Source organism: Neobacillus sp. SRL179 (genome assembly GCF_984799095.1).
In genome coordinates, this window is sequence record NZ_OZ481792.1 from 1,736,989 (window position 1) to 1,758,744 (window position 21,756).

Annotated in this window: 23 protein-coding genes; 20 read left to right on the forward strand and 3 right to left on the reverse strand. The window is 39.4% G+C overall.

Going from position 1 to position 21,756, the window contains the following annotated elements; genetic code table 11:
• Positions 1–173: 173 nt before the first annotated feature.
• The 12 genes from spoVK (at position 174) to AC4E8C_RS08675 (ending at position 13,219) form a co-directional block, all read left to right on the forward strand.
• Positions 174–1,121: a stage V sporulation protein K gene (gene spoVK / locus AC4E8C_RS08620; RefSeq protein ID WP_490211697.1), complete on the forward strand. Its 948-nt coding sequence runs from the start codon at positions 174–176 to the stop codon at positions 1,119–1,121.
• 122 nt (positions 1,122–1,243) lie between these two features.
• Positions 1,244–2,503 (forward strand): GTPase HflX, encoded by a 1,260-nt coding sequence (gene hflX, locus AC4E8C_RS08625; protein ID WP_490211698.1) that lies wholly within the window; start codon positions 1,244–1,246, stop codon positions 2,501–2,503.
• Positions 2,504–2,517: 14 nt separating this feature from the next.
• The gene (locus AC4E8C_RS08630) at positions 2,518–3,789 is read left to right on the forward strand and encodes a methionine gamma-lyase family protein (protein WP_490211699.1); all 1,272 of its coding nucleotides are present in this window, start codon (positions 2,518–2,520) and stop codon (positions 3,787–3,789) included.
• 146 nt (positions 3,790–3,935) lie between these two features.
• Positions 3,936–4,337 (forward strand): MerR family transcriptional regulator, encoded by a 402-nt coding sequence (locus AC4E8C_RS08635; protein WP_490212506.1) that lies wholly within the window; start codon positions 3,936–3,938, stop codon positions 4,335–4,337.
• Between the two features lie 39 nt (positions 4,338–4,376).
• Complete coding sequence (gene glnA / locus AC4E8C_RS08640; RefSeq protein ID WP_490211700.1) at positions 4,377–5,711, forward strand: type I glutamate--ammonia ligase; 1,335 nt, start codon at positions 4,377–4,379, stop codon at positions 5,709–5,711.
• 151 nt (positions 5,712–5,862) lie between these two features.
• Positions 5,863–6,711 (forward strand): helix-turn-helix domain-containing protein, encoded by an 849-nt coding sequence (locus AC4E8C_RS08645; protein ID WP_490211701.1) that lies wholly within the window; start codon positions 5,863–5,865, stop codon positions 6,709–6,711.
• Positions 6,712–6,918: 207 nt separating this feature from the next.
• Entirely contained in the window at positions 6,919–8,109 is a 1,191-nt protein-coding gene (locus tag AC4E8C_RS08650) for a Gfo/Idh/MocA family protein (RefSeq protein ID WP_490211702.1), read from the forward strand.
• Positions 8,081–9,271, forward strand: a complete 1,191-nt coding sequence (locus AC4E8C_RS08655; RefSeq protein WP_490211703.1) for a dihydrodipicolinate synthase family protein — start codon at positions 8,081–8,083, stop codon at positions 9,269–9,271. The genes AC4E8C_RS08650 and AC4E8C_RS08655 overlap by 29 nt, the downstream gene beginning before the upstream one ends.
• Complete coding sequence (locus AC4E8C_RS08660) at positions 9,258–10,070, forward strand: sugar phosphate isomerase/epimerase family protein (RefSeq protein ID WP_490211704.1); 813 nt, start codon at positions 9,258–9,260, stop codon at positions 10,068–10,070. The genes AC4E8C_RS08655 and AC4E8C_RS08660 overlap by 14 nt, the downstream gene beginning before the upstream one ends.
• A 380-nt stretch (positions 10,071–10,450) precedes the next feature.
• Complete coding sequence (locus AC4E8C_RS08665; RefSeq protein WP_490211705.1) at positions 10,451–11,290, forward strand: ABC transporter permease; 840 nt, start codon at positions 10,451–10,453, stop codon at positions 11,288–11,290.
• A gap of 33 nt (positions 11,291–11,323) precedes the next feature.
• The gene (locus tag AC4E8C_RS08670) at positions 11,324–12,364 is read left to right on the forward strand and encodes an ABC transporter substrate-binding protein (RefSeq protein WP_490211706.1); all 1,041 of its coding nucleotides are present in this window, start codon (positions 11,324–11,326) and stop codon (positions 12,362–12,364) included.
• A 60-nt stretch (positions 12,365–12,424) separates the two neighbouring features.
• Complete coding sequence (locus AC4E8C_RS08675; protein WP_490211707.1) at positions 12,425–13,219, forward strand: ABC transporter ATP-binding protein; 795 nt, start codon at positions 12,425–12,427, stop codon at positions 13,217–13,219.
• Between the two features lie 90 nt (positions 13,220–13,309).
• On the opposite strand, the gene AC4E8C_RS08680 is transcribed toward AC4E8C_RS08675, so the two are convergent.
• Together AC4E8C_RS08680 and lexA are read right to left on the reverse strand one after the other, a co-directional pair.
• The gene (locus tag AC4E8C_RS08680) at positions 13,310–13,588 is read right to left on the reverse strand and encodes a DUF4257 domain-containing protein (protein WP_490212507.1); all 279 of its coding nucleotides are present in this window, start codon (positions 13,586–13,588) and stop codon (positions 13,310–13,312) included.
• A 194-nt stretch (positions 13,589–13,782) separates the two neighbouring features.
• Positions 13,783–14,406, reverse strand: a complete 624-nt coding sequence (gene lexA, locus AC4E8C_RS08685; RefSeq protein ID WP_490211708.1) for a transcriptional repressor LexA — start codon at positions 14,404–14,406, stop codon at positions 13,783–13,785.
• A gap of 157 nt (positions 14,407–14,563) precedes the next feature.
• On the opposite strand from lexA, the gene yneA reads away from it, so the two are divergent.
• The 8 genes from yneA (at position 14,564) to AC4E8C_RS08725 (ending at position 21,242) form a co-directional block, all read left to right on the forward strand.
• Positions 14,564–14,893 (forward strand): cell division suppressor protein YneA, encoded by a 330-nt coding sequence (yneA, locus tag AC4E8C_RS08690; RefSeq protein ID WP_490211709.1) that lies wholly within the window; start codon positions 14,564–14,566, stop codon positions 14,891–14,893.
• 12 nt (positions 14,894–14,905) lie between these two features.
• Entirely contained in the window at positions 14,906–15,577 is a 672-nt protein-coding gene (locus AC4E8C_RS08695) for a YneB family resolvase-like protein (RefSeq protein ID WP_490211710.1), read from the forward strand.
• Positions 15,578–15,869: 292 nt separating this feature from the next.
• Positions 15,870–16,217, forward strand: a complete 348-nt coding sequence (locus AC4E8C_RS08700) for an ArsR/SmtB family transcription factor (protein WP_490211711.1) — start codon at positions 15,870–15,872, stop codon at positions 16,215–16,217.
• 24 nt (positions 16,218–16,241) lie between these two features.
• Positions 16,242–17,297, forward strand: a complete 1,056-nt coding sequence (gene arsB, locus AC4E8C_RS08705) for an ACR3 family arsenite efflux transporter (RefSeq protein WP_490211712.1) — start codon at positions 16,242–16,244, stop codon at positions 17,295–17,297.
• 26 nt (positions 17,298–17,323) lie between these two features.
• Complete coding sequence (arsC, locus tag AC4E8C_RS08710) at positions 17,324–17,746, forward strand: arsenate reductase (thioredoxin) (RefSeq protein ID WP_490211713.1); 423 nt, start codon at positions 17,324–17,326, stop codon at positions 17,744–17,746.
• Positions 17,747–17,847: 101 nt separating this feature from the next.
• The gene (locus AC4E8C_RS08715; RefSeq protein ID WP_490211714.1) at positions 17,848–18,078 is read left to right on the forward strand and encodes a DUF896 domain-containing protein; all 231 of its coding nucleotides are present in this window, start codon (positions 17,848–17,850) and stop codon (positions 18,076–18,078) included.
• A gap of 214 nt (positions 18,079–18,292) precedes the next feature.
• On the forward strand, positions 18,293–20,299 hold the full coding sequence (tkt, locus tag AC4E8C_RS08720; protein WP_490211715.1) for a transketolase: 2,007 nt from the start codon (positions 18,293–18,295) through the stop codon (positions 20,297–20,299).
• A gap of 109 nt (positions 20,300–20,408) precedes the next feature.
• Positions 20,409–21,242, forward strand: coding sequence for an SPL family radical SAM protein (locus AC4E8C_RS08725; RefSeq protein WP_490211716.1), 834 nt, complete (start codon positions 20,409–20,411; stop codon positions 21,240–21,242).
• 98 nt (positions 21,243–21,340) lie between these two features.
• Here the strand turns inward: AC4E8C_RS08725 and AC4E8C_RS08730 are convergent, their stop codons facing one another.
• Positions 21,341–21,748 (reverse strand): MerR family transcriptional regulator, encoded by a 408-nt coding sequence (locus AC4E8C_RS08730; protein WP_490212508.1) that lies wholly within the window; start codon positions 21,746–21,748, stop codon positions 21,341–21,343.
• Positions 21,749–21,756: the final 8 nt, after the last annotated feature.

Sequence of the window (21,756 nt, forward strand, 5' to 3'; positions counted from 1 at the left end):
ATCGAGCCCATTATTAATGGGCTCTTTTTATTTATGCTAAAATCTTTTTTTAATGATTTCCAAGAAGTGTGAATACACATAGAGTGAAGGAATATGCCTACCCTAAAACAATTCTGCGCAGCCTGTATCTGGCTGCCTTACGTATACTGTTTGCAGAATGAGAGGTGATAGCTTTGGACCAACAGAGTCGTATGAAAAGCAACGGTCAAATAAGGGTGGTACTCAACTCACAAGAAAGAAAAACATTACGAAAAGAGGTACCAGATTTTCAAGTTGTTCCAAAGGTCATTCCCCCTGAGCACACGGCCCTTAAAGAAATTGAAGAGGAACTAGGGTCTCTGGTTGGCATGGATGAAATGAAAAAAATGATAAAAGAAATTTATGCATGGATTTATGTCAATAAGAAGCGGGAAGAGATGGGATTGAAGGCAAGAAAACAAGCCCTGCATATGATGTTTAAAGGGAATCCTGGAACAGGAAAAACCACAGTGGCGCGATTAATTGGAAAACTCTTTCAAAAAATGAGTGTGCTCACCAAAGGGCATTTGATTGAGGCCGAGCGGGCAGACCTCGTTGGGGAGTATATCGGCCACACTGCGCAAAAAACAAGAGATTTAATTAAGAAGGCACAAGGTGGTATTCTTTTTATTGATGAAGCTTATTCGTTAGGGCGTGGCGGTGAAAAGGATTTTGGGAAGGAAGCTATTGATACACTTGTCAAGCATATGGAGGATAAGCAGCATGAATTTATCCTCATTCTTGCAGGGTATTCACGAGAAATGGACTATTTTTTAACACTAAATCCAGGTCTTCACTCTCGCTTTCCACTAGTGATTGATTTCCCGGATTACAATATCGATCAACTAATGGATATTGCCGGCAGAATGTTGATTGAGAGAGAGTACACACTGAGCCATGAGGCTGAAAAAAAATTAAGAGATCATTTAATCTGGGTAAAGGCCGTGTTAAATCCGAACAGTTTTTCAAACGGCCGATATGTCCGTAATGTGATTGAAAAATCCGTTCGGGCACAGGCGATGAGGTTGTTAATGCTAAATAGTTATGACAAACATGAATTGATGACATTAAGGAGTAATGACCTTGTTTTTGAGGAAGATTAATATTGGGATCGGCTGGTTTAAAAACCAGCTGTTTTTTTATGAATAAATGGGGAAATTAGTACTATCCAAGCATTTTTTGTTATGATGAAGAACAGAGCATTAAAGGGAAGGAAGTGTTGTAGATGGAACAAAAGGATACAAAAGAGAAAGCGATTCTCGTTGGCTGTCAAACCAATGGAGATGAGGATTCGCGCTTCCAATATTCAATGGAGGAATTAGGAGCTTTAACTGAAACCGCACAAGGTGAAGTAGTCATGACTTTAGTCCAAAAACGGGATCGGGTTCATCCGGCTACCTATATCGGTAAAGGAAAAGTGGAAGAATTGAATGCGCTTGTGGAGGAACTGGAAGCAGATATTGTCATTTTTAATGATGAACTTTCTCCCAGTCAAAAAAGAAATCTGGCGTCTGATATAAATGCGCGGATTATTGACCGCACCCAGCTGATACTAGACATTTTTGCCCAAAGAGCCCGCTCTAAAGAAGGGAAACTGCAGGTGGAACTAGCCCAGCTGCAATACATACTGCCAAGACTGGCTGGACAAGGTACTGCCCTTTCACGTCTTGGCGCTGGAATCGGAACAAGGGGTCCGGGGGAAACAAAATTAGAATCGGACCGCCGTCATATCCGCAGAAGAATTGATGATATTAAAAGTCAGCTTTCCGTTATTGTTCAGCACCGCGATCGCTATCGGGAAAGAAGAAAGAAAAATAAGACCTTCCAAGTGGCGATTGTCGGCTATACCAATGCCGGAAAATCTACACTTTTCAATCGATTATCGGAAGCAGAGTCGTATGAGGAAAATCAATTGTTTGCTACTCTCGACCCAATGACACGAAAATTAATTTTACCTAGCGGATTTTTAGCGTTAATTACCGATACAGTTGGATTTATTCAGGATCTGCCAACTACCTTAATTGCTGCCTTCCGGTCTACATTAGAAGAAGTAAAGGAAGCGGATTTGCTGCTTCACGTGGTCGATATGTCAAATCCGGATTATTTCCAACACGAAAAAACGGTCAAAAAGCTGCTTGATGATTTGGAAGTAAAAGAGATTCCGCAAATTACCGTGTATAATAAGAAAGATATTCAGCACTCAGATTTTGTCCCTACAGCAGATACACCAACTGTTTTTATTAGTGCCTTTGAAGAGGGAGACCGTCATGCCTTGAAAGAGCAAATGGAAAAGGTCGTCATAGAGATGATGGATCCCTACGAAGTTCAAATACCATCCACTGAGGGAAAACTGCTGTCACAATTAAAAAATGAAACCATCTTAAGAGCACTCGTATTTGATGAAGAGGAGCAATTTTATCGTTGCAAAGGATACTCCCTCAAGGACCATCAAATAACAGGGCAATTACAGAAATTTACCAAGTAGATAGGAGTTACAACATGTTTCAACAGTTGAAAAATGGGGAAAAACTTCAGCAGATTGTAAAAGAAGTGGAACAACAAATAGCTGAGGTACATAAGGAAATCGACGAAAGAATCGAAACGAATCAATTTAGAGTATTAAAAAGCTATCAAAAGCATCGTGTCAGTGATTCTCATTTTATCCCGTCCACAGGATATGGATATGATGATATTGGCAGGGATACTTTGGAATTAATTTATGCAGATGTTTTCGGGGGAGAAGCAGGGCTCGTTCGCCCGCAGATTATTTCGGGCACGCATGCGATTTCAATTGCCTTGTTTGGTGTGCTCCGTCCTGGTGATGAACTGCTTTATATTACCGGTAAACCATATGATACGCTCGAGGAAATAGTTGGGATTCGCGGCAATGGGGTAGGCTCTTTGAAAGAATTTGGCATCTCCTATGACAGTGTTGACTTGACCGATGAGGGTGCGATCAATTGGGATCAAGTGGCGGAAAAGATTAAACCCAATACGAAAATGATTGGAATCCAGCGCTCGAAAGGCTATGCGACAAGACCATCATTTACGGTTGAAGAAATAGGAGCAATGATCTCTTTTGTCAAAGAAATAAAACAAGACGTGGTTGTCTTTGTGGATAACTGTTATGGGGAATTTGTCGAAGAGGTAGAACCTTGTCATGTGGGCGCAGATTTAATGGCGGGCTCTCTCATCAAAAACCCTGGGGGTGGACTGGCAAAGACAGGCGGCTACATCGTAGGAAAGAAACAATGGGTCGAGGCATGCTCGTACAGAATGACCTCCCCAGGTATCGGGGCTGAGGCAGGGGCATCTCTTTACAGCCTTCAGGAAATGTACCAAGGGTTCTTCCTTGCCCCGCACGTGGTGGGACAGGCCTTAAAGGGTGCAGTATTTACGGCTGCCATATTAGAGAAATTAGGAATGAACTCATCACCAAAGTGGGATACGAAACGGACAGATTTAATCCAATCGGTCCAATTTGATGACAGAGATAAAATGGTGGCGTTTTGCCAGGCAATTCAATTTGCCTCACCAATAAATTCATATGTCACTCCCCATCCAAGTTATATGCCAGGATATGAAGATGATGTGATTATGGCAGCAGGAACCTTTATTCAAGGTGCCAGTATTGAATTAACCGCGGATGGCCCTTTAAGACCGCCCTACGTTGCCTATGTCCAAGGCGGTTTGACCTATTCCCATGTAAAAATGGCGATATGTTTGGCAATCGATGAATTACTAGATAAGGGATTAATCGTTCTCGATTGATTAAAATGAAAACAGGATTACGGTAAAAGGTAATCCTGTTTTTGTTATTTAAAAAATCCATGTGAGAAAACCTAACATAAGATTGACATCTTTTCTAACACACAATATAATGACAATATGATTTACAAAAAGAGAGGAGAAATTTGGTGAGTGGAAAAGAAATTCGTCGTTCTATGCCGCTGTTTCCGATTGGAACTGTCATGAAGTTAACTGAATTAACCGCAAGGCAAATCCGTTACTATGAAGAACACCAATTGATTTCTCCAGCAAGAACCGATGGTAATAGACGTATGTATAGTCTAAATGATATTGATAGACTACTAGAGATTAAAGATTTAATTGATCAAGGCGTGAACATGGCTGGAATTAAACAGCTATTCATGATGAAAGAAAAGCAAGAAATGAAAAACGAAGAGCCGACTAAAAATGTGAAACAAGAATTAACCGATGAACAACTACGAAAATTGTTACGCAACGAATTAATGCACACTGGTAGAAACAATCGATCCACATTACGCCAAGGCGATATGTCTCGATTTTTCCATTAAACATGATGATTCTATTTAAAAAATAGGGGGAATTAAGAAATGGCAAAGTATTCAAGAGAAGATATCCAACGTTTAGCTAAAGAGGAGAATGTAAAATTTATTCGTCTTCAATTCACTGACATTCTTGGAACAATTAAAAATGTTGAGATTCCGGTCAGTCAATTGGAAAAAGCACTCGATAACAAAATGATGTTTGATGGTTCCTCTATCGAAGGTTTTGTTCGGATTGAAGAATCTGATATGCTTCTTTACCCAGACCTTGATACATGGGTAGTATTCCCTTGGACAGCTGAAAAAGGGAAAGTAGCTCGTTTAATTTGTGATATCTATACTCCAGATAGAAAACCATTTGCTGGAGATCCCCGTAATAACCTAAGAAGAGTGTTAAGGGAAATGGAAGAGCTAGGATTTACTAACTTTAATCTTGGACCTGAGCCAGAATTCTTCTTATTCAAATTAGATGAAAAAGGCGAACCAACACTTGAATTAAATGACCAAGGCGGATATTTCGATTTAGCCCCAACTGATTTAGGGGAAAACTGCCGCCGTGATATCGTTCTTGAACTAGAAGAAATGGGCTTTGAAATTGAAGCATCTCACCATGAAGTAGCGCCAGGACAACACGAAATTGATTTCAAATATGCAGATGCTTTAACAGCATGTGACCAAATCCAAACATTTAAGCTTGTTGTTAAAACGATTGCCCGTAAGCACGGCTTACACGCTACCTTTATGCCAAAACCATTATTCGGTGTAAATGGATCAGGTATGCACATGAACCTTTCATTATTCAAGGGTGGTCAAAATGCATTCTATGAGCCTACTGGCGACTTAGAAATGAGCGATGAAGCTCGTCAATTCATTGCTGGTATCCTTAAACACGCTGAAGCCTTTACAGCGGTAACAAACCCTACTGTAAACTCATATAAGCGTTTAGTACCTGGCTATGAAGCACCTTGTTATGTTGCATGGTCTGCAATGAACCGTTCACCATTAATCAGAATCCCAGCATCTCGTGGATTAAGCACACGTGTAGAAGTACGTAGTGTTGACCCAGCTGCAAATCCATACCTTGCAATGGCTGTTCTATTAAAAGCAGGTTTAGATGGAATTAAAAATAAATTAACTCCTCCAGCACCAATTGACCGTAACATCTATGTTATGAGCAAAGAAGAAAGAATCGAAGAAGGAATCGTTGATCTTCCAGCAACCCTTGCCGCTGCATTAGAAAAACTTCAAGCGGATGAAGTAATCATGGATGGTCTTGGCGAGCATATCCTAGAACACTTTATTGAAGCAAAAGAAATTGAATGGGATATGTTTAGAACTGTCGTTCACCAATGGGAACGCGATCAGTATATGAGCGTATATTAATTCTTACAAGAGCCTTGGCGCGTATCGCGTCAAGGCTTTTATTTCGAGTTTTATTCACCGTTTTAAAAGGAAAACCTTCCTGTTTAACGAATATTTACTATAAATACATAATTAATAAGGTAAATGGTTAAAAAACAGGAGGAAACTAAAAATGGGTCAGGAGCTTATTAGAAGATTTGACTTCTCGGATACAGGTATCCATCTTTATGAAAGTAATCATCTTAAAGGAAAGTTTGTTTCGGAACATTATCATGATCATTTTCAAATTCTTTATGCTTTGGAGGGGGAGGGGGAAATTACCCTTGATGGAAAGACTTATGATTTTTCCAAAGACAAAGTCGTCCTAATTAATCCCGATTGTATCCATTCGATTCAAGCAACAACCAAATTGACCGTACTCGTTTTAGCATTTTTAGTTCCTGCTTTAAAAGTTTCTGTACAGGAGGAATTACTTTCTTTAATCGAGCGGGAATCCAAACATTTTGAACTTGATATTTTTACGGCAAGTGAGATTAGACCATTATTTAGAAAAATGCTTTATGAACAAAAAAAAGGTGATATTTTTAGGAAGCTGCTCATGCCTGTTTACCTGCTTGAAATTATCATTTTGCTGCTGCGTCAACAAGATTTTGCTTATGTACAAGATGCGAATGATATTCGCTCCATCCAAATGAAGGAATATATTGATCGGCATTATTTTGAAAATATATCAGCAGAGAGTCTATCTACCCTTTTTGGGATTTCTACAAGGTACATGAATGATATTTTTAAAACAAAATTTAATGATACCCCATTACAATACCTTCAAAAAGTAAGAATCAATCAAGCGAAGGAGCTTCTTTTGAAAACGGACCAAGATATTGTGTCGATTTGCTTTGAGGTTGGCTATGAAACCTTATCAACCTTCTATCGTACATTTAGAAATTTAGTTGGCATTTCGCCTAACAAATTTCGTTTATCCGGTCAGTCATCAGCAGACATAAATGAGACAGTTTCCTAATCAAACCACCTCTTCCGGGAATGCCGGAAGAGGTGGTTTCATGTAGACCGCTGAGAATTCGAGGAAAACGACCATTTTACGATTCATCTCCGATATTGCAAAAAACCTTCCGATATAGATGAGAAAATACTTTCTGAATTTTTTAAAATAACAGTAAGTTAGTAAACATATTTTGACTTCAAAAGTCAGAATTAAGGAGGATAACAAATGGCAGTCAAACATGTTGGGTTAATTATGAACGGTGTAACAGGAAGAATGGGAACCAATCAGCATTTAGTCCGGTCTATTGTGGCTATTCGTGAGCAAGGCGGCGTGGCACTATTAAATGGGGATCTAATTATGCCAGATCCGATTTTAGTCGGCAGGAATGAAGAGAAGCTCCAGGCTTTAGCGGAAAAGTATCAGATCTCCCGCTGGAGCACAAATCTTGATGAGTGTCTAGCGGACCCTTATAACGTCATCTATTTTGATGCACAAACCACCGTGAGGAGAGCAGATGCAATCCGAAAAGCGATTAAAGCGGGCAAGCATATTTATTGTGAAAAACCAACAGCTACTAGTGTAGAAGAATCATTGGAGTTAGCACAATTGGCTTATGAGGCTGGGGTAAAAAATGGAGTCGTTCAAGATAAATTATTTTTACCTGGGCTCTTAAAATTAAAAAGGTTGGTAGATTCGGGTTTCTTCGGAAAAATTTTGTCTGTGCAAATGGAATTTGGATATTGGGTCTTTGAGGGAGACTGGCAGGCCGGCCAACGTCCTTCCTGGAATTATCGTAAAGAGGACGGCGGCGGAATCATTGTCGATATGTTCGCCCACTGGCGTTATGTCCTTGACAACTTGTTCGGAAACGTGAAAGCGGTGTCATGCCTAGGAGTAACCCATATACCAAAACGGATTGATGAACAAGGCAAACCATATGAGTGCACGGCAGATGATGCTGCCTATGCGACTTTTGAACTTGAAGGCGGCATTATTGCACAAGTAAATTCTTCTTGGACAGTTAGAGTAAATCGTGAAGATCTATTAACAATTCAAGTAGATGGTACAGAAGGAAGTGCGGTTGCTGGATTAAGAGATTGTAAGATTCAACACCGGGTCAATACACCGAAACCGGTGTGGAATCCTGATATTGAAAACCCATTCCAATTTACTGAACAATGGCAGACCGTTCCAGATAATCAACTCTTTGATAATGGTTTTAAGGTGCAATGGGAGTTATTCCTAAAACACGTGGTGGCAGATGAGCCGTTTGTTTGGGATTTGTTAGAAGGTGCGAAAGGAACCCAATTGGCAGAATTAGGACTTAAATCATGGGATGAGCGCCGCTGGATTGATGTGCCAGAACTTAGCTTGGGGGTGAGAGCGAATGGGGAAACTGTTAACGCTGGCAAGTAAGAATGGAGGGACATTTAATTATCTTGCAGGAGAAGCAGGTTCCTTTTCCATCCCGGAAGGCCCATTTAAAAGCAGGATTGCCTTTTCAGCTGCACATGTGGTGTGTGATCCGTTTGCCGATGTGGATCCCCTCTTACATTCAAAGATTGATTGGGAAAACACTTTAGCTTATCGGCATCATCTTTGGTCGCTTGGGCTCTCGGTCGCTGAGGCAATGGATACTGCCCAACGAGGCATGGGCTTAAATTGGGAAATGGCTAAAGAGCTGATTCGCAAGTCCGCTGCTGAGGCCAAGACGGTCGGGGGAAGAATCGCTTGTGGAGCTGGGACTGACCATCTTCTCCCAGGTCCTTCGGTCACATTAGCAGATGTGCAGGCTGCCTATGAGGAGCAATGTGAATTTGTCGAGAAGAATAATGCACAAATTATTTTAATGGCGAGCAGGGCACTGGCAGAGTGTGCTCAAGGCCCGGACGAATATGAAAGAGTGTATGCCAATATCTTACGCCAGGTTTCGAAGCCCGTCATTCTCCATTGGTTAGGAGACATGTTTGATCCTGCACTTACAGGCTATTGGGGCTACAAGGACTTGGATAATGCAATGGAAGTCTGCTTAAACGTTATTTGGGATAACAAAGAAAAAGTAGATGGAATCAAAATTTCTTTGCTGGATGCCTCCCGGGAAATTGAGATGCGCCGTCTTCTTCCTCCAGGAGTGAAGATGTACACCGGCGATGACTTTAACTATCCAGAACTAATTAAAGGGGACCATCAAGGCTATAGCCATGCCTTGTTAGGAATCTTTGATGCAATCGCTCCTGCGGCAGCGGCAGCAATGCATGCACTTGATGATGGAAATCTAAATCAATACAGTCAGTTATTAGAAAAAACTGTCCCTCTAGCACGCCATATTTTCCAAGCACCCACGTATTCTTACAAAACCGGGATTGTGTTTATGGCCTATTTAAATGGGCATCAATCCCATTTTCGGATGATTGGCGGTGCGGAAAGTTCACGATCCATCGTGCACCTCTCAGAATTATTTGTGTTGGCTGACAAGGCAGGCTTACTTACAGATCCAGATCTTGCTGCTGAAAGAATGAAACTAGTTTTAAATTTAGCCGGTATTCGTCAGGAGGAACTATATAGTGGAAAACTTTGAGAAATTGAGTTTAAACCAAATTACGACCGATAACTGGACACTGGCTGAAGCGATTGAAGGCTGTGCACGTGCAGAAATTCCATGGATAGCCCCATGGCGCCATAGGGTACAAGAACTAGGTTTAAGTAAAAGCAAAAAGTTAATCAACGATGCCGGAATTAAGGTTTCAAGTTTATGCAGAGGCGGCATGTTTCCGGCTGAAACAGCTCTCGAACGGCAAAAACGGATCGATGATAACAAAAGGGCGGTTGAAGAAGCGGCCGAGATTGGGACAGATGTGTTGGTGTTAGTGTGCGGCCCTTCACCCAACCGGGACATCGTGTCTGCCCGTCAAATGGTCGCTGAAGGAATTGCTCAATTGGTGCCATTTGCTGAATCGTATGGTGTGAAATTGGGTATCGAACCCTTACATCCCATGTATGCTGCTGAACGTTCGGTGGTTGTATCGATGGATTTAGCGAATACACTCGCGGAAGCTTATCGGCCTGATCAAGTTGGAGTAGTCGTGGATGTTTTCCACGTTTGGTGGGATCCGGATTTATATAACCAAATTAATCGTGCGAAAGGGCGCATCCTTGGTTTCCATGTTTCCGATTGGCTTGTCCCCACTCCAGACATGTTAAAGGGACGCGGGATGATGGGGGATGGAGTAATTGAAATCAACCGTATTCGTCAAGCTGTAGAGCAAACGGGCTATAATGGGCCAATTGAAGTGGAAATTTTCAATGACCAAATTTGGAGTCAGCCTGGAGACGAAACCCTATATCAGATGAAGGAAAGCTATTTGAAACATGTTTAACAATGAAAAGGAAGTGATGTAGAGAGTCACTTCCTTTTCTAATAATAGGTCTTTTCGGAAAAGAATTTTCCCAAGCTTTTCATATATGTTTCTCCTAAATTAAGAATTTTTCTCCTAATATCGTAAGACATTAATTAACGAAATATTCAAAATAGGGAGTAGATAAAGCGAAGGTAAAGCATGAGGAGGTAAAAGAGTAAACATTCATTTTCTAATGCTCTCGATTAAATTAAAAGATATTGTTTATCATTGAACTGAATTCGGAAGTTTTTGTAAGCGCTTATATGGTATTAGTTTTTTTTAGTGGAAAGGCATCTTCGAGATGGTTGAAATTAAAGACGGCAACATTTTTTAAGTTAATACAATAAGGGGGGATTCGTTTGAAGGACACCAATGAGCTGGAATTGCAGAATTTAAACAAACGTTATGTTTTGAAAAAATCAAATTCAAAGTCTATTAAAAATCGAAGTAAACAATACCTGCCAGTGATCACTATTATTCTACTGATGGTTATATGGGAAATCATAACGAAGGTTACTTCTATCCCAAATTATATCTTGCCGGCACCTTCCGTCATTATAAAGGAAACGTTTGTGGAATACCAAACGCTTTTAAAAGAAGGGTGGGTCACTACGTATGAATTACTGGGAGGCTACCTTCTAGCCATAATAGTGGGAATTCCTTGTGCTGTATTAATTGTGTATTCTTCCATTTTTGAAAGAACGATTTATCCTATTTTAGTCTTCATGCAAACCGTTCCGAAAATTGCCATTGCTCCATTATTTATTGTTTGGTTTGGAATTGGGACATTGCCTAAAGTATTGGTTGCTTTTTCCATGGCATTTTTCCCAATTGTCATTGACACCGTGGCCGGGCTGCGCTCCATAAATCCAGATATGATTTCGCTGGCCAGATCAATGGGGGCCACCCGATTAGAAATCCTAAGAAAAATCCAATTCCCGAATGCTCTGCCGCATATCTTCAGTGGACTGAAGGTTGCCATTACATTAGCCGTTGTTGGGGCTATTGTCGGTGAATTTGTTGGAGCGGATAAAGGGTTAGGATACTTACTGTTAGTAGCAAATGGAAATATGGACACTACCTTTTTATTTGCTGCACTAATTATCTTAACGGTTATTGGACTATTATTCTTTTACCTTGTTGAATGGTTAGAAAAAAAGATTATTCCATGGAACAAGAATATGGAAGAAGATAAATAATGAAACTTTCACTAGGAATAAGGGGGAAATAAGATGAAAAAGTTTTTTTCAATGACGTTGGCAATTGTCCTTAGCTTGGTCTTATTAGCTGCTTGCGGCAGCACCAGCGAGAAAACATCAAGTAAAGGTGAGAAAAAATCAACCACCACAGCCAATAAAAAGCTAGAAAAAGTGAAGCTTCGCGTCAACTGGGTCCTATATGGTGAACATGCTCCATTCTTTGTTGCATTAGAAAAAGGCTATTACAAAGAAGCGGGATTAGACGTTGAAATTCAAGAGGGCGATGGCTCAGCATCTACCGTTAAACTAGTAGCAAATAAATCAGTTGATATTGGTTATGCGGATGCATCTGCTTCGTCAAAGGGAATTGTAAATGGAATGCCGGTTAAAATGGTTGGTGCCTATATGCAGGTCAACCCAAGTTCGATTATCTTTAAAAAAGAAAAAGGCTTTAAGACGCCTCAAGATCTTATTGGGAAAACAATTGCATTGACACAAGGTGATGCACCAAGTCAGGTATTTGATGCGTTGTTAGAAGTAAATAATGTGGATCAATCAAAGGTTAAAAAGTTATCTGTCGGAACACCTGCAGCAAAAGAAGCAGCCATGTTAACAGATAAAGCAGATGCATTTATTGGCTTCTATCATGACCAAGCCCCTAGAATTGAAGTAAATGAAAAGCTTGATTTAGACTATGTGAAATATGCAGATTTCGGGATTACCATGTATGCAACAGGTCTGGTTGTTCATAATGACACCATTAAAAACAATCCTGAGATGCTAAAGAAATTTATCAAGGCTACAAATAAAGGATGGGAATTTACGAAAGAAAATCCGCAAGAGGCAATCGATATTTTCTTGAAAAATGCTCCTAAACTCAATAAAGAGATTGTCTCTAAACAGGTAGAACAAATGATTACGAGCTTACAAACTAAAAATAGTGAAGGTAAGCCACTCGGCTGGATGGCTCCGAAAGACCAACAATCTACTATTGATACGCTTCAAAAATATAGTGATATGGGTGGAAGTAAAGAAATTGCTGATTACTTTACAAATGAGTTAAATCCAGAATAAAAGCGGTACCCGGGGCTTTATTCAGCCCCGGTGACGCTCATCCAGGGAAGGAGAATTCTTTTGACAATAGAGATTGCTACCAAGCCATTAATCGAAATTGAACATATTGGAAAGACGTATCAAACAAGAAATGGAGAAGTGCAAGCAGTAAAGGATCTCCATTTTAACGTGCAAGATGGTGAGTTTGTTTCACTTTTAGGCCCAAGCGGTTGTGGTAAGAGCACGTTACTGATGATTATTTCTGGACTAGTAAAACAAACACAAGGCAGAGTGAGGGTAAAGGGGAAAGAGGTGAATGAGCCTAGAACGGATGTAGGGATCATCTTTCAAAAACCATTACTATTAGAATGGCGGACCATTATAGATAATATTTTACTTCAGGCGGAAATTCGAAAATTACCATTGAAGGAATACAGAGTAAAAGCAGCGGAATTAATGAAATTGGTGGGACTAGAAGGGTTTGAGAATAAATATCCTAAAGAACTTTCGGGAGGGATGCAGCAACGGGTAGCTATTTGTAGAGCGCTCTTGCATGATCCTCAAATCCTTCTCATGGATGAACCTTTTGGCGCTTTGGATGCCCTGACAAGGGAGCGGACTGGTTCTGATATTGAACACCTATGGATGAAGCATAAAAAAACCTGTTTTTTAATTACCCATGACATAGAAGAAGCAGTCATGTTATCTGACCGAGTATTAATTCTCTCGAATCGTCCTTGTGAAGTGACAAAGGAAATAAAGATTGATTTTCCGCGCCCAAGGCACTGGAGTTTAAGAGAAACGCAGAAATTTGGCGAATATACACACCAAATTCGAGATGTTTTTACTGAAATGGGCGTGTTGGCAAGGAATTAAAAGCTGTTTTTATACAGCTTTTTTTTATTTCATATTAATAAAAAAATAAACCCCAGTAAGGAGGCATCCATACTGGGGAAACTAAACCTATTATTTCTCTCCGTCATGTTTCACTATTCTAAATTGATACAGAACGGTATCACCCGTAATTCCTGCAATAATAGAGAAAATAAGAATCTCCACAAAAGAATTAGGAGCTGTATACAGGACGAGGAGAAGAGAGGCAATTGCACCTAGAAGTACTTCTTCCAGAAAACCGAGATAAAGGAACTTTTTTGTTCTTCGAGGCATAATGATTTTTCCATGCTTCCGAACATGCCCAAGAATTCCAACCGACCCACCAATCACTAACGAGAAAATAATGTCCATTAACACTGTTTCTCACACTCCTTAAGCCTATTATTTTTGGGACCTAAGGTAAATCTTGGTGTACTACTATTATATGAAAGATTAACAACATGAGCATGAGTAAAAATACTGAGTTTTTAGTATTTATTCATGATTGCTATTTATTTAAAGAAATTTTCCCAAATAAAAAAGAGCTGATCGCAGCTCTTTTTATCCTAATGTATATGTCGATAGACTCCGATGACTTTTCCCAGAATGGCTACATTTCGTAAAATGATAGGATCCATGGTAGAGTTTTCCGGCTGCAGACGAATATAGTCCTTTTCCTTAAAAAATCTTTTACATGTTGCTTCATCTTCCTCGGTCATGGCTACTACAATGTCACCGTTATTAGCAGTTTGCTGCTGTTTTACAATAACATAGTCCCCATCAAGGATACCTGCTTCTATCATACTTTCACCCATGATTTCTAGCATAAATACTTGTTCATCTGACGGAGCAAGACTTTCAGGAAGAGGGAAGTACTCTTCTACATTTTCAATAGCTGTTATCGGAATCCCGGCCGTAACTTTCCCAACGACTGGTACGTTTACAACTTTATTTCTTGGAATGCTGGCTGCTTCATCTGCATCCAAAATTTCTATAGCTCTAGGTTTAGTAGGATCTCTCCTAATAAGTCCTTTACTTTCCAACCTTGCTAAGTGACCGTGAACAGTAGAGCTGGAAGCAAGTCCAACTGCTTCGCCAATTTCCCTGACTGAAGGAGGATACCCTTTACTTCTGACCTCATCTTTAATGAAATCGAGGATATCCTGCTGCCGTTTAGATATCTTTACCATGATAATGCACCTCGCCTGGTTAATGTTGTCTTTATTATAGCATGTTCTTCCATCTTATACAAACATAAGTTCGAAAAAATGGTTGACAACAAACAGATGTTCGGAATATAATAAAAACAGCAAAAGGGAACATATATTCTTATCGAGGTGCATTTATATGAAAAACTTATGGAAAAAATACTCGTATGCTATTACTCTCATAATCTTAAGCTGCTCACTGGCATTTATATTATCAATAAAGAATCATGAAATTGATCAACAAGAATATTTAAAAGTAACTATTTCTGAAGGCGACTCACTCTGGAAGATTTCAAACCAATATGCAGATCAGCATTCCTTATCAAATGATGAGTTCGTCAGCTGGGTCAAAAAGCATAACGAAGATATGAGTGATCAAATCTTTCCTGGTGAAGAAATTATCATTCCCGTTAGTAAAAAGGCTGACTCCACTACCACCATATTAGCTAGTGCTCCTGAAGAAGAATAGGAAGGCTGATCAATGAAAGCAATTATATACTGCCGTGTAAGCACGGAAAAAAACACACAAGATACATCATTAAAGAGACAAAAGGAAGAACTCCAAGAATTCGCCGAAGTTAACCAATTTGATGTCATAAAAACAATTGAAGAAAGACATAGTGGATTTGATGTAGAGCGAGATGGAATTATTGAAGCATTAGCATTATTTAAAGAAAAGCAAGCTGATGTTTTACTTATTCAGGATGATACCCGTTTAGGAAGGGGACATTCTAAAATTGCACTTATACATGAACTGCGAAAAATGAATATAAAAGTTTTTACCATACAGGATCAGGGTGAGATTTTTTTATCAGATGCAGATTTAATGGTTTTAGAAATTTTAAGTGCGGTTGAAGAGTTTCAAAGTCGGATTGCAAAATATAGAATCAGCAGGGGAATGGCAAGGGCTATAAAGGATGGCTTCGACCCATATAAGAACTTATCCAATATTCACTTGGGCGGCAGAGATAAAAAAGAGATTCCTGTTGAAGAGATAATAAATCTTCGGAAAAAGAAACTTACCTTTCATGAAATTGCCGCAACCTTAAGAGGATTGGGATATGACGTAAGTAAAGCAACAGTACATAGAAGGTATAAAGAATATATGGATGAGCGTGAAGGAAAGATAGAAACTAACACTATTGATATATGAAAAGATTTATAAGTTGTGTATTCATGTTGAAAACAAATAGTTTAAACGTTAAAAATAAGATTGGTAGCTGCGGCTATCAATCTTATTTATTTACATTAACTTTACAATTGATTTCTTGAAATAAATTCAACTTAGTTTTAATATATAAGCAAATAGTTATATGTTAATTTAATTGAATTAGACATTCATATATGTATAAATTCCCTGTGCTTACAGAAAATTAGACTATTACATATTTCAGAAATACAAATAGGAATATGATTATTTACTTATATAAAAGGAAGTGACTATTTTGGTGAAATCAATTGTCGATATAGAACGTGCAGCGAACGTTTTAAAGTTATTAGGGGATAAAACCCGCTTAACCATTGTGACCATTTTAAAACAACGAGAATGTTGTGTATGTGAATTTCAAGAAGTGTTTGATATGAGTCAGCCCTCAATCAGCCAGCATCTTCGTAAATTGAAGGACTTAGGGTTAATAAAAGAGGACCGCAGGGGTCAGTGGATTTATTATTCATTGAATTCACAAAGTGATTTGTATGCACTCATAGAGGACATTTTAGAGCATGTACCAGTTCAGACGGAAAAGATCAAACAGATAGAAAAAAGCAATCCTACGCTTCGTTGTGGTTGTTAACTGAAAACAAAAGGGTGTGTAAATATGAGTAATACAGGGAAAAAACGGTTATCGTTTTTGGATCGATACCTAACACTTTGGATCTTTCTAGCAATGGCAGTCGGTATTGGCTTGGGTTTCATTTTTCCAGGCTTTGTAGAAGGAATGAATAAATTGCAAGTTGGCACAACATCGATTCCGCTTGCGATCGGTTTAATTTTAATGATGTATCCTCCTCTTGCAAAAGTTCGCTATGAGGAAATTGGAAGAGTATTTAAAGATGTAAAAGTCTTGGTTTTATCACTAGTACAAAATTGGATCATAGGACCCATTCTTATGTTTTTATTAGCGATTATCTTTCTTCCTGATAAACCAGAGTATATGGTGGGTCTCATTATGATTGGTTTAGCTCGTTGCATTGCAATGGTTATTGTATGGAATGATCTTGCAAAAGGGGATACAGAATACGCAGCTGGGTTAGTAGCATTTAATTCTATTTTTCAAATGTTATTCTTCTCCGTTTATGCGTATGTGTTTGTAACCATTATTCCTGAATGGATAGGAATCCAAGGGGCAGTGGTAAACATTACGATGATTGAAGTAGCAAAATCAGTTTTCATCTACCTTGGAATACCTTTTATTGCTGGAATGATCACACGGTTTACATTGGTAAAAGCAAAAGGCAGACAATGGTATGAGAAAGTGTTTATACCTAAAATTAGTCCTATTACGCTAGTTGCCCTACTGTTTACGATTATCGTAATGTTCTCACTAAAAGGGGACGCTATTGTAAGCCTGCCACTAGATGTAGTACGTATCGCCATTCCTTTATTAATTTACTTTGTAATAATGTTCTTTGTTTCCTTTTTCATGGGAAGGAAAATTGGAGCGAACTACCCTGTGACAACAACGCTTGCTTTTACAGCTGGAAGTAATAACTTTGAATTAGCGATTGCTGTGGCTGTTGGTGTATTTGGGATCCATTCCGGGGCAGCATTTGCGGCCGTAATTGGGCCGCTTGTGGAAGTACCTGTCATGATTGCATTGGTTAACGTGGCATTATGGTTTAAACGAAAATATTTTAAAGAAAATGCAGCCTAATTCTAATCTAAAAGGTGGAATTCAACATGGAAAACAAAAAGAAAATATACTTTTTATGTACAGGGAACTCTTGCCGCAGCCAAATGGCAGAAGGTTGGGCAAAGAAGCATTTAGGTGATGAATGGGAAGTACGCAGTGCGGGTATTGAAACACATGGGTTGAATCCAAATGCTTTAAAAGCGATGAAAGAAGAAGGAATTGATATTTCAAATCATACTTCAGATCTTATCGATCCTGCATATTTAAATAGTGCTGATTTAGTTGTAACCCTCTGTGGTGATGCAGCTGATAAATGTCCTGTAACACCTCCAAGTGTAAAACGAGTTCATTGGGGATTTGATGACCCGGCAAAAGCTCAAGGCTCTGAAGAAGAAAAGTGGGCATTCTTCCAACGTGTCCGTGACGAAATAGGTGACCGCATTAAGCTTTTTGCTGAAACCGGTGAGTAAGAAAGAATTTAATATTTGTACCCCTAGACCTTCTGCCTTGTCAGGAGGTCTATTTTTTAGTAAAATCAAGTGTCTTAACCTGTTAGAAAGGATGGTACTTAATGCTTTCAAAAGAAAAAATGGCGCGTATTAACGAACTAGCTAAAAAAGCTAAATCGTCTGGTTTAACAGAATCAGAAGCAAAAGAGCAATCATCTCTAAGAAGTGAATATTTGGCTACTTTCCGAGCAAGCATGCTCGATACATTAACAAATACAAAAATCGTTGATCCATTAGGAAATGATGTAACACCTGAAAAAATTAAAGCCAGAAAGAAAAACAGACTTCATTAATGGTTATGGAGATTTCTTGGACATAACTAAAAGTCAGCTCGTCACTTAGGCGAGCTTTTCGATTTTCGCTTACATAGTTAGACGATTTCTGTGTCAGACTAACAAACAAAGTGACTTTTATTTCTAATTTCAGGGCTATTTGTTGAATTAAATTCGGTTGCAATATAATATAAAGGATGTATTTAGTATCCGTTTTAAAGAAAGGATGTAATTCATGTTTAATCCAATTGATGATTTATCCGTAACATCGATTCGCACGCTTTCCATTGATGCAATCGAGAAAGCAAATTCTGGGCATCCCGGATTGCCAATGGGTGCAGCACCAATGACTTATACATTATGGACAAGATTTATGAATCATAATCCAAAGAACCCTCATTGGTTTAACCGTGATCGTTTTGTTTTATCAGCAGGACACGGTTCCGCCTTGTTATACAGCATGCTTCACTTATCAGGCTACGATTTGAGTATGGATGAAATTAAACAATTCCGTCAATGGGGCAGTAAGACTCCAGGACACCCTGAGTACGGCCACACTGAAGGTGTAGAAGCAACAACTGGTCCGCTTGGCCAAGGAATTGCCATGGCTGTCGGAATGGCAATGGCAGAGCGCCATGTGGCAAGTGTTTATAATAAAGATAAATTTGAACTTGTGAACCATTTTACATATAGCATCTGTGGAGATGGGGACTTGATGGAAGGTGTTTCAGCAGAGGCAGCATCACTGGCTGGACACTTAAAATTAGGACGTTTGGTAGTTCTTTATGATTCTAATGACATTTCACTAGACGGTGATTTAAATAAATCATTCTCCGAAAGTGTTAAAGGTCGTTTCCAATCGTATGGCTGGCAATATCTTCGTGTTGAAGATGGTAATAACCTTGAAGAAATCGCTAATGCCCTAGAGGCAGCAAAGAGTGATCTTGACCGTCCAACCATAATAGAAGTTAGAACAATCATTGGCTATGGTTCACCAAACCGTGCCGGTACATCTGGTGTACACGGTGCGCCGCTTGGTGCTGACGAGTTAAAGCTTACAAAAGAAGCTTATAAATGGACATTTGAAGAAGACTTCCATGTACCAGAAGAAGTATATGAAAACTTCCGCAAGCTAATCGTTGAAAATGGCGAGAAAAAGGAAAAAGAATGGAATGACCTTTTCGCTGATTATAAAAAAGAATATCCAGAATTAGCATTGCAGTTAGTACAGGCATTAAACCACGAACTTCCTGAGGGGTGGGACAAAGATATTCCAGTTTATCCAGAAGGAAAGAGTTTGGCTAGCCGTGCTTCATCAGGAGAAGTGTTAAATGCGATTGCGAAAAACCTGCCTATTTTTATTGGTGGTTCAGCAGACCTTGCCGGCTCGAATAAAACGATGATTAAAGGATCGGCTGATTACATGCCAGGTTCATACGAGGGCCGCAACTTCTGGTTTGGTGTCCGTGAATTTGCAATGGGTGCTGCCATGAACGGTATTACCCTGCATGGTGGAGTAAAAGTATTCGGGGGCACATTCTTTGTTTTCTCTGATTACTTACGCCCAGCTATTCGTCTGGCTGCCTTAATGGGCTTACCTGTCACATATGTATTTACGCATGATAGTATTGCTGTTGGTGAAGATGGACCAACCCATGAGCCAGTTGAACAACTAGCTGCATTAAGAGCAATGCCAGGTTTATCAATTATTCGCCCAGCAGATGGTAACGAAACTGCCGCTGCATGGAAACTTGCTGTGGAATCAACCAACAAACCAACCGCACTTATCTTGACTCGTCAAGATTTACCTACATTAAAAGGTACAGACACACGTGCATACGATGGAGTGTCAAAAGGGGCATACGTCGTTTCTCCATCTGAAAGAGAAACACCTGATGCTTTATTGTTAGCAACGGGTTCAGAGGTTAGCCTTGCTGTTGAAGCGCAACAAGCTCTTGCCGGCGAAGGCGTTCATGTGTCTGTTGTCAGCATGCCATCATGGGATCGCTTTGAACAGCAATCTCAAGAATACAAAGACTCCGTATTACCAAAGAGTGTGAAAAAACGCCTTGGTATTGAAGTAGGTGCTTCCTTTGGCTGGCACAAGTACACTGGTGATGAAGGCGACGTATTAGCGATTGACAAGTTCGGGGCTTCAGCACCTGGTGAAAAGATTATGGAAGAATACGGCTTTACTGTAGAAAACGTAGTTGCACGCGTAAAGGCGCTCTTACAAAAATAAAATAACCTATCACAAATATCGTTAAATATAAAATGACCAACAAATTTTTATTGTTGGTCATTTTTCATGGTTTTAGGCAAAAAAGAATAAAAAGAGAGGAGTGGAAAATATGGGGATGGAAACAAGAGAAATACTAGCCAAGAAAATTCTTACTGAAGCAAAAGGATATTTGGATGTCGGATTTACCCATTCACTAAATCCATATAGTGGCTGTGGGTTTGGCTGCAGGTATTGCTATGTAAGGGAAATGCCCATTCAAAAATTCAAGGATATCCCGTGGGGAGAATGGTTGGACATAAAAACAAATGCAGCTGCAAATTATCGAAATGAAATGTTGAAACTTCGTAAGAAAAACAGACCTGTAAATATTTTTATGTCCTCCGCAACCGATCCGTACCAGCCCATGGAACGTAAAGCTAGAATTACACGAGGAATTTTAGAAGAAATGATTGAAAATCCGCCTGATTTTCTGCAAATTCAAACACGAAGCCCACTTGTTACACGGGATATTGATTTAATTGCACAGTTAAAAGATAAATGTGAGGTTCTTGTATCGGTAACAGTTGAGACCGACAGGGAAGATATAAAGCAAATTTTTGCTCCGTATGCACCTGGGATTAAATTGCGGGTAAAGGCCTTAAAGGAACTGCACGATGCAGGAATATCCACGCAAGCGTCAATCTCTCCGGTTTTACCTTTTACTCCTGACTTTCCTAAAGTCTTGGAAGGAATAGTGGACCATATTTGGATCGATACTTTAAGCATTGGCGATGGGGCGATGGGAAAGCGTTCTGAGAGATTGGGAATGCCTGCGCTATTTCAGGCACATGAATTATCGAAGTGGTATCAATCAAACTTGCATCAAATGACCGCCAGGCATTTTGAAAAGTATCTTCCTCGTGACATCATACGGATTTCAAAAAATGAGGCTTTTCTCAGATAAAAAGCTAGATGACTCTTCTTTCTTTTTCTATGTAAGAAATTTATTAAATGAGCCACCTATCCTTTAGTTTAGATAAAGGACAGATGGCTTTTTGTTAGTTAAAAACTCCCTATTTTATCTTTTTTATGGATATCTTCCGTTCCTGCATCCAATGCCGTCATATAGTAATTGCATTTGTGATTAATGAGTTCCATTGTCTTCTTCAGTTCTTCCAACTGTGCTTCTACAGCAGCTTTTCGCTCCAAGAACATATCATATCTTTGCTGCAAGGTGGAATCGCCCTCAGAACACCATTCGATGAACCCTTTAATTTCCTTAATAGGCATCCCAGTAGACTTTAGACATTGGATAATTTTTAATGCTTCAATATCGGATTCTTTAAATAAACGCGTTCCACTAGGGGTCCGTTCTACAAAAGGGATGAGGCCCTCTTTGTCGTAGTAACGTAAGGTATATACGGTGAGATTTAATTCTTCTGCCACTTCACTAATTGAATATGTCATGATCATTTATT

What these genes read in the sequence shown, in the direction of transcription:
- hflX (WP_490211698.1), top strand. Translation starts at nt 1,244, where the DNA reads ATGGAACAAAAGGATACAAAAGAGAAAGCGATTCTCGTTGGCTGTCAA.
- AC4E8C_RS08630 (WP_490211699.1), top strand. Translation starts at nt 2,518, where the DNA reads ATGTTTCAACAGTTGAAAAATGGGGAAAAACTTCAGCAGATTGTAAAA.
- glnA (WP_490211700.1), top strand. Translation starts at nt 4,377, where the DNA reads ATGGCAAAGTATTCAAGAGAAGATATCCAACGTTTAGCTAAAGAGGAG.
- AC4E8C_RS08645 (WP_490211701.1), top strand. Translation starts at nt 5,863, where the DNA reads ATGGGTCAGGAGCTTATTAGAAGATTTGACTTCTCGGATACAGGTATC.
- AC4E8C_RS08650 (WP_490211702.1), top strand. Translation starts at nt 6,919, where the DNA reads ATGGCAGTCAAACATGTTGGGTTAATTATGAACGGTGTAACAGGAAGA.
- AC4E8C_RS08655 (WP_490211703.1), top strand. Translation starts at nt 8,081, where the DNA reads ATGGGGAAACTGTTAACGCTGGCAAGTAAGAATGGAGGGACATTTAAT.
- AC4E8C_RS08670 (WP_490211706.1), top strand. Translation starts at nt 11,324, where the DNA reads ATGAAAAAGTTTTTTTCAATGACGTTGGCAATTGTCCTTAGCTTGGTC.
- AC4E8C_RS08680 (WP_490212507.1), bottom strand. Translation starts at nt 13,588, where the DNA reads ATGGACATTATTTTCTCGTTAGTGATTGGTGGGTCGGTTGGAATTCTT.
- lexA (WP_490211708.1), bottom strand. Translation starts at nt 14,406, where the DNA reads ATGGTAAAGATATCTAAACGGCAGCAGGATATCCTCGATTTCATTAAA.
- yneA (WP_490211709.1), top strand. Translation starts at nt 14,564, where the DNA reads ATGAAAAACTTATGGAAAAAATACTCGTATGCTATTACTCTCATAATC.
- AC4E8C_RS08695 (WP_490211710.1), top strand. Translation starts at nt 14,906, where the DNA reads ATGAAAGCAATTATATACTGCCGTGTAAGCACGGAAAAAAACACACAA.
- arsB (WP_490211712.1), top strand. Translation starts at nt 16,242, where the DNA reads ATGAGTAATACAGGGAAAAAACGGTTATCGTTTTTGGATCGATACCTA.
- arsC (WP_490211713.1), top strand. Translation starts at nt 17,324, where the DNA reads ATGGAAAACAAAAAGAAAATATACTTTTTATGTACAGGGAACTCTTGC.
- AC4E8C_RS08715 (WP_490211714.1), top strand. Translation starts at nt 17,848, where the DNA reads ATGCTTTCAAAAGAAAAAATGGCGCGTATTAACGAACTAGCTAAAAAA.
- tkt (WP_490211715.1), top strand. Translation starts at nt 18,293, where the DNA reads ATGTTTAATCCAATTGATGATTTATCCGTAACATCGATTCGCACGCTT.
- AC4E8C_RS08725 (WP_490211716.1), top strand. Translation starts at nt 20,409, where the DNA reads ATGGGGATGGAAACAAGAGAAATACTAGCCAAGAAAATTCTTACTGAA.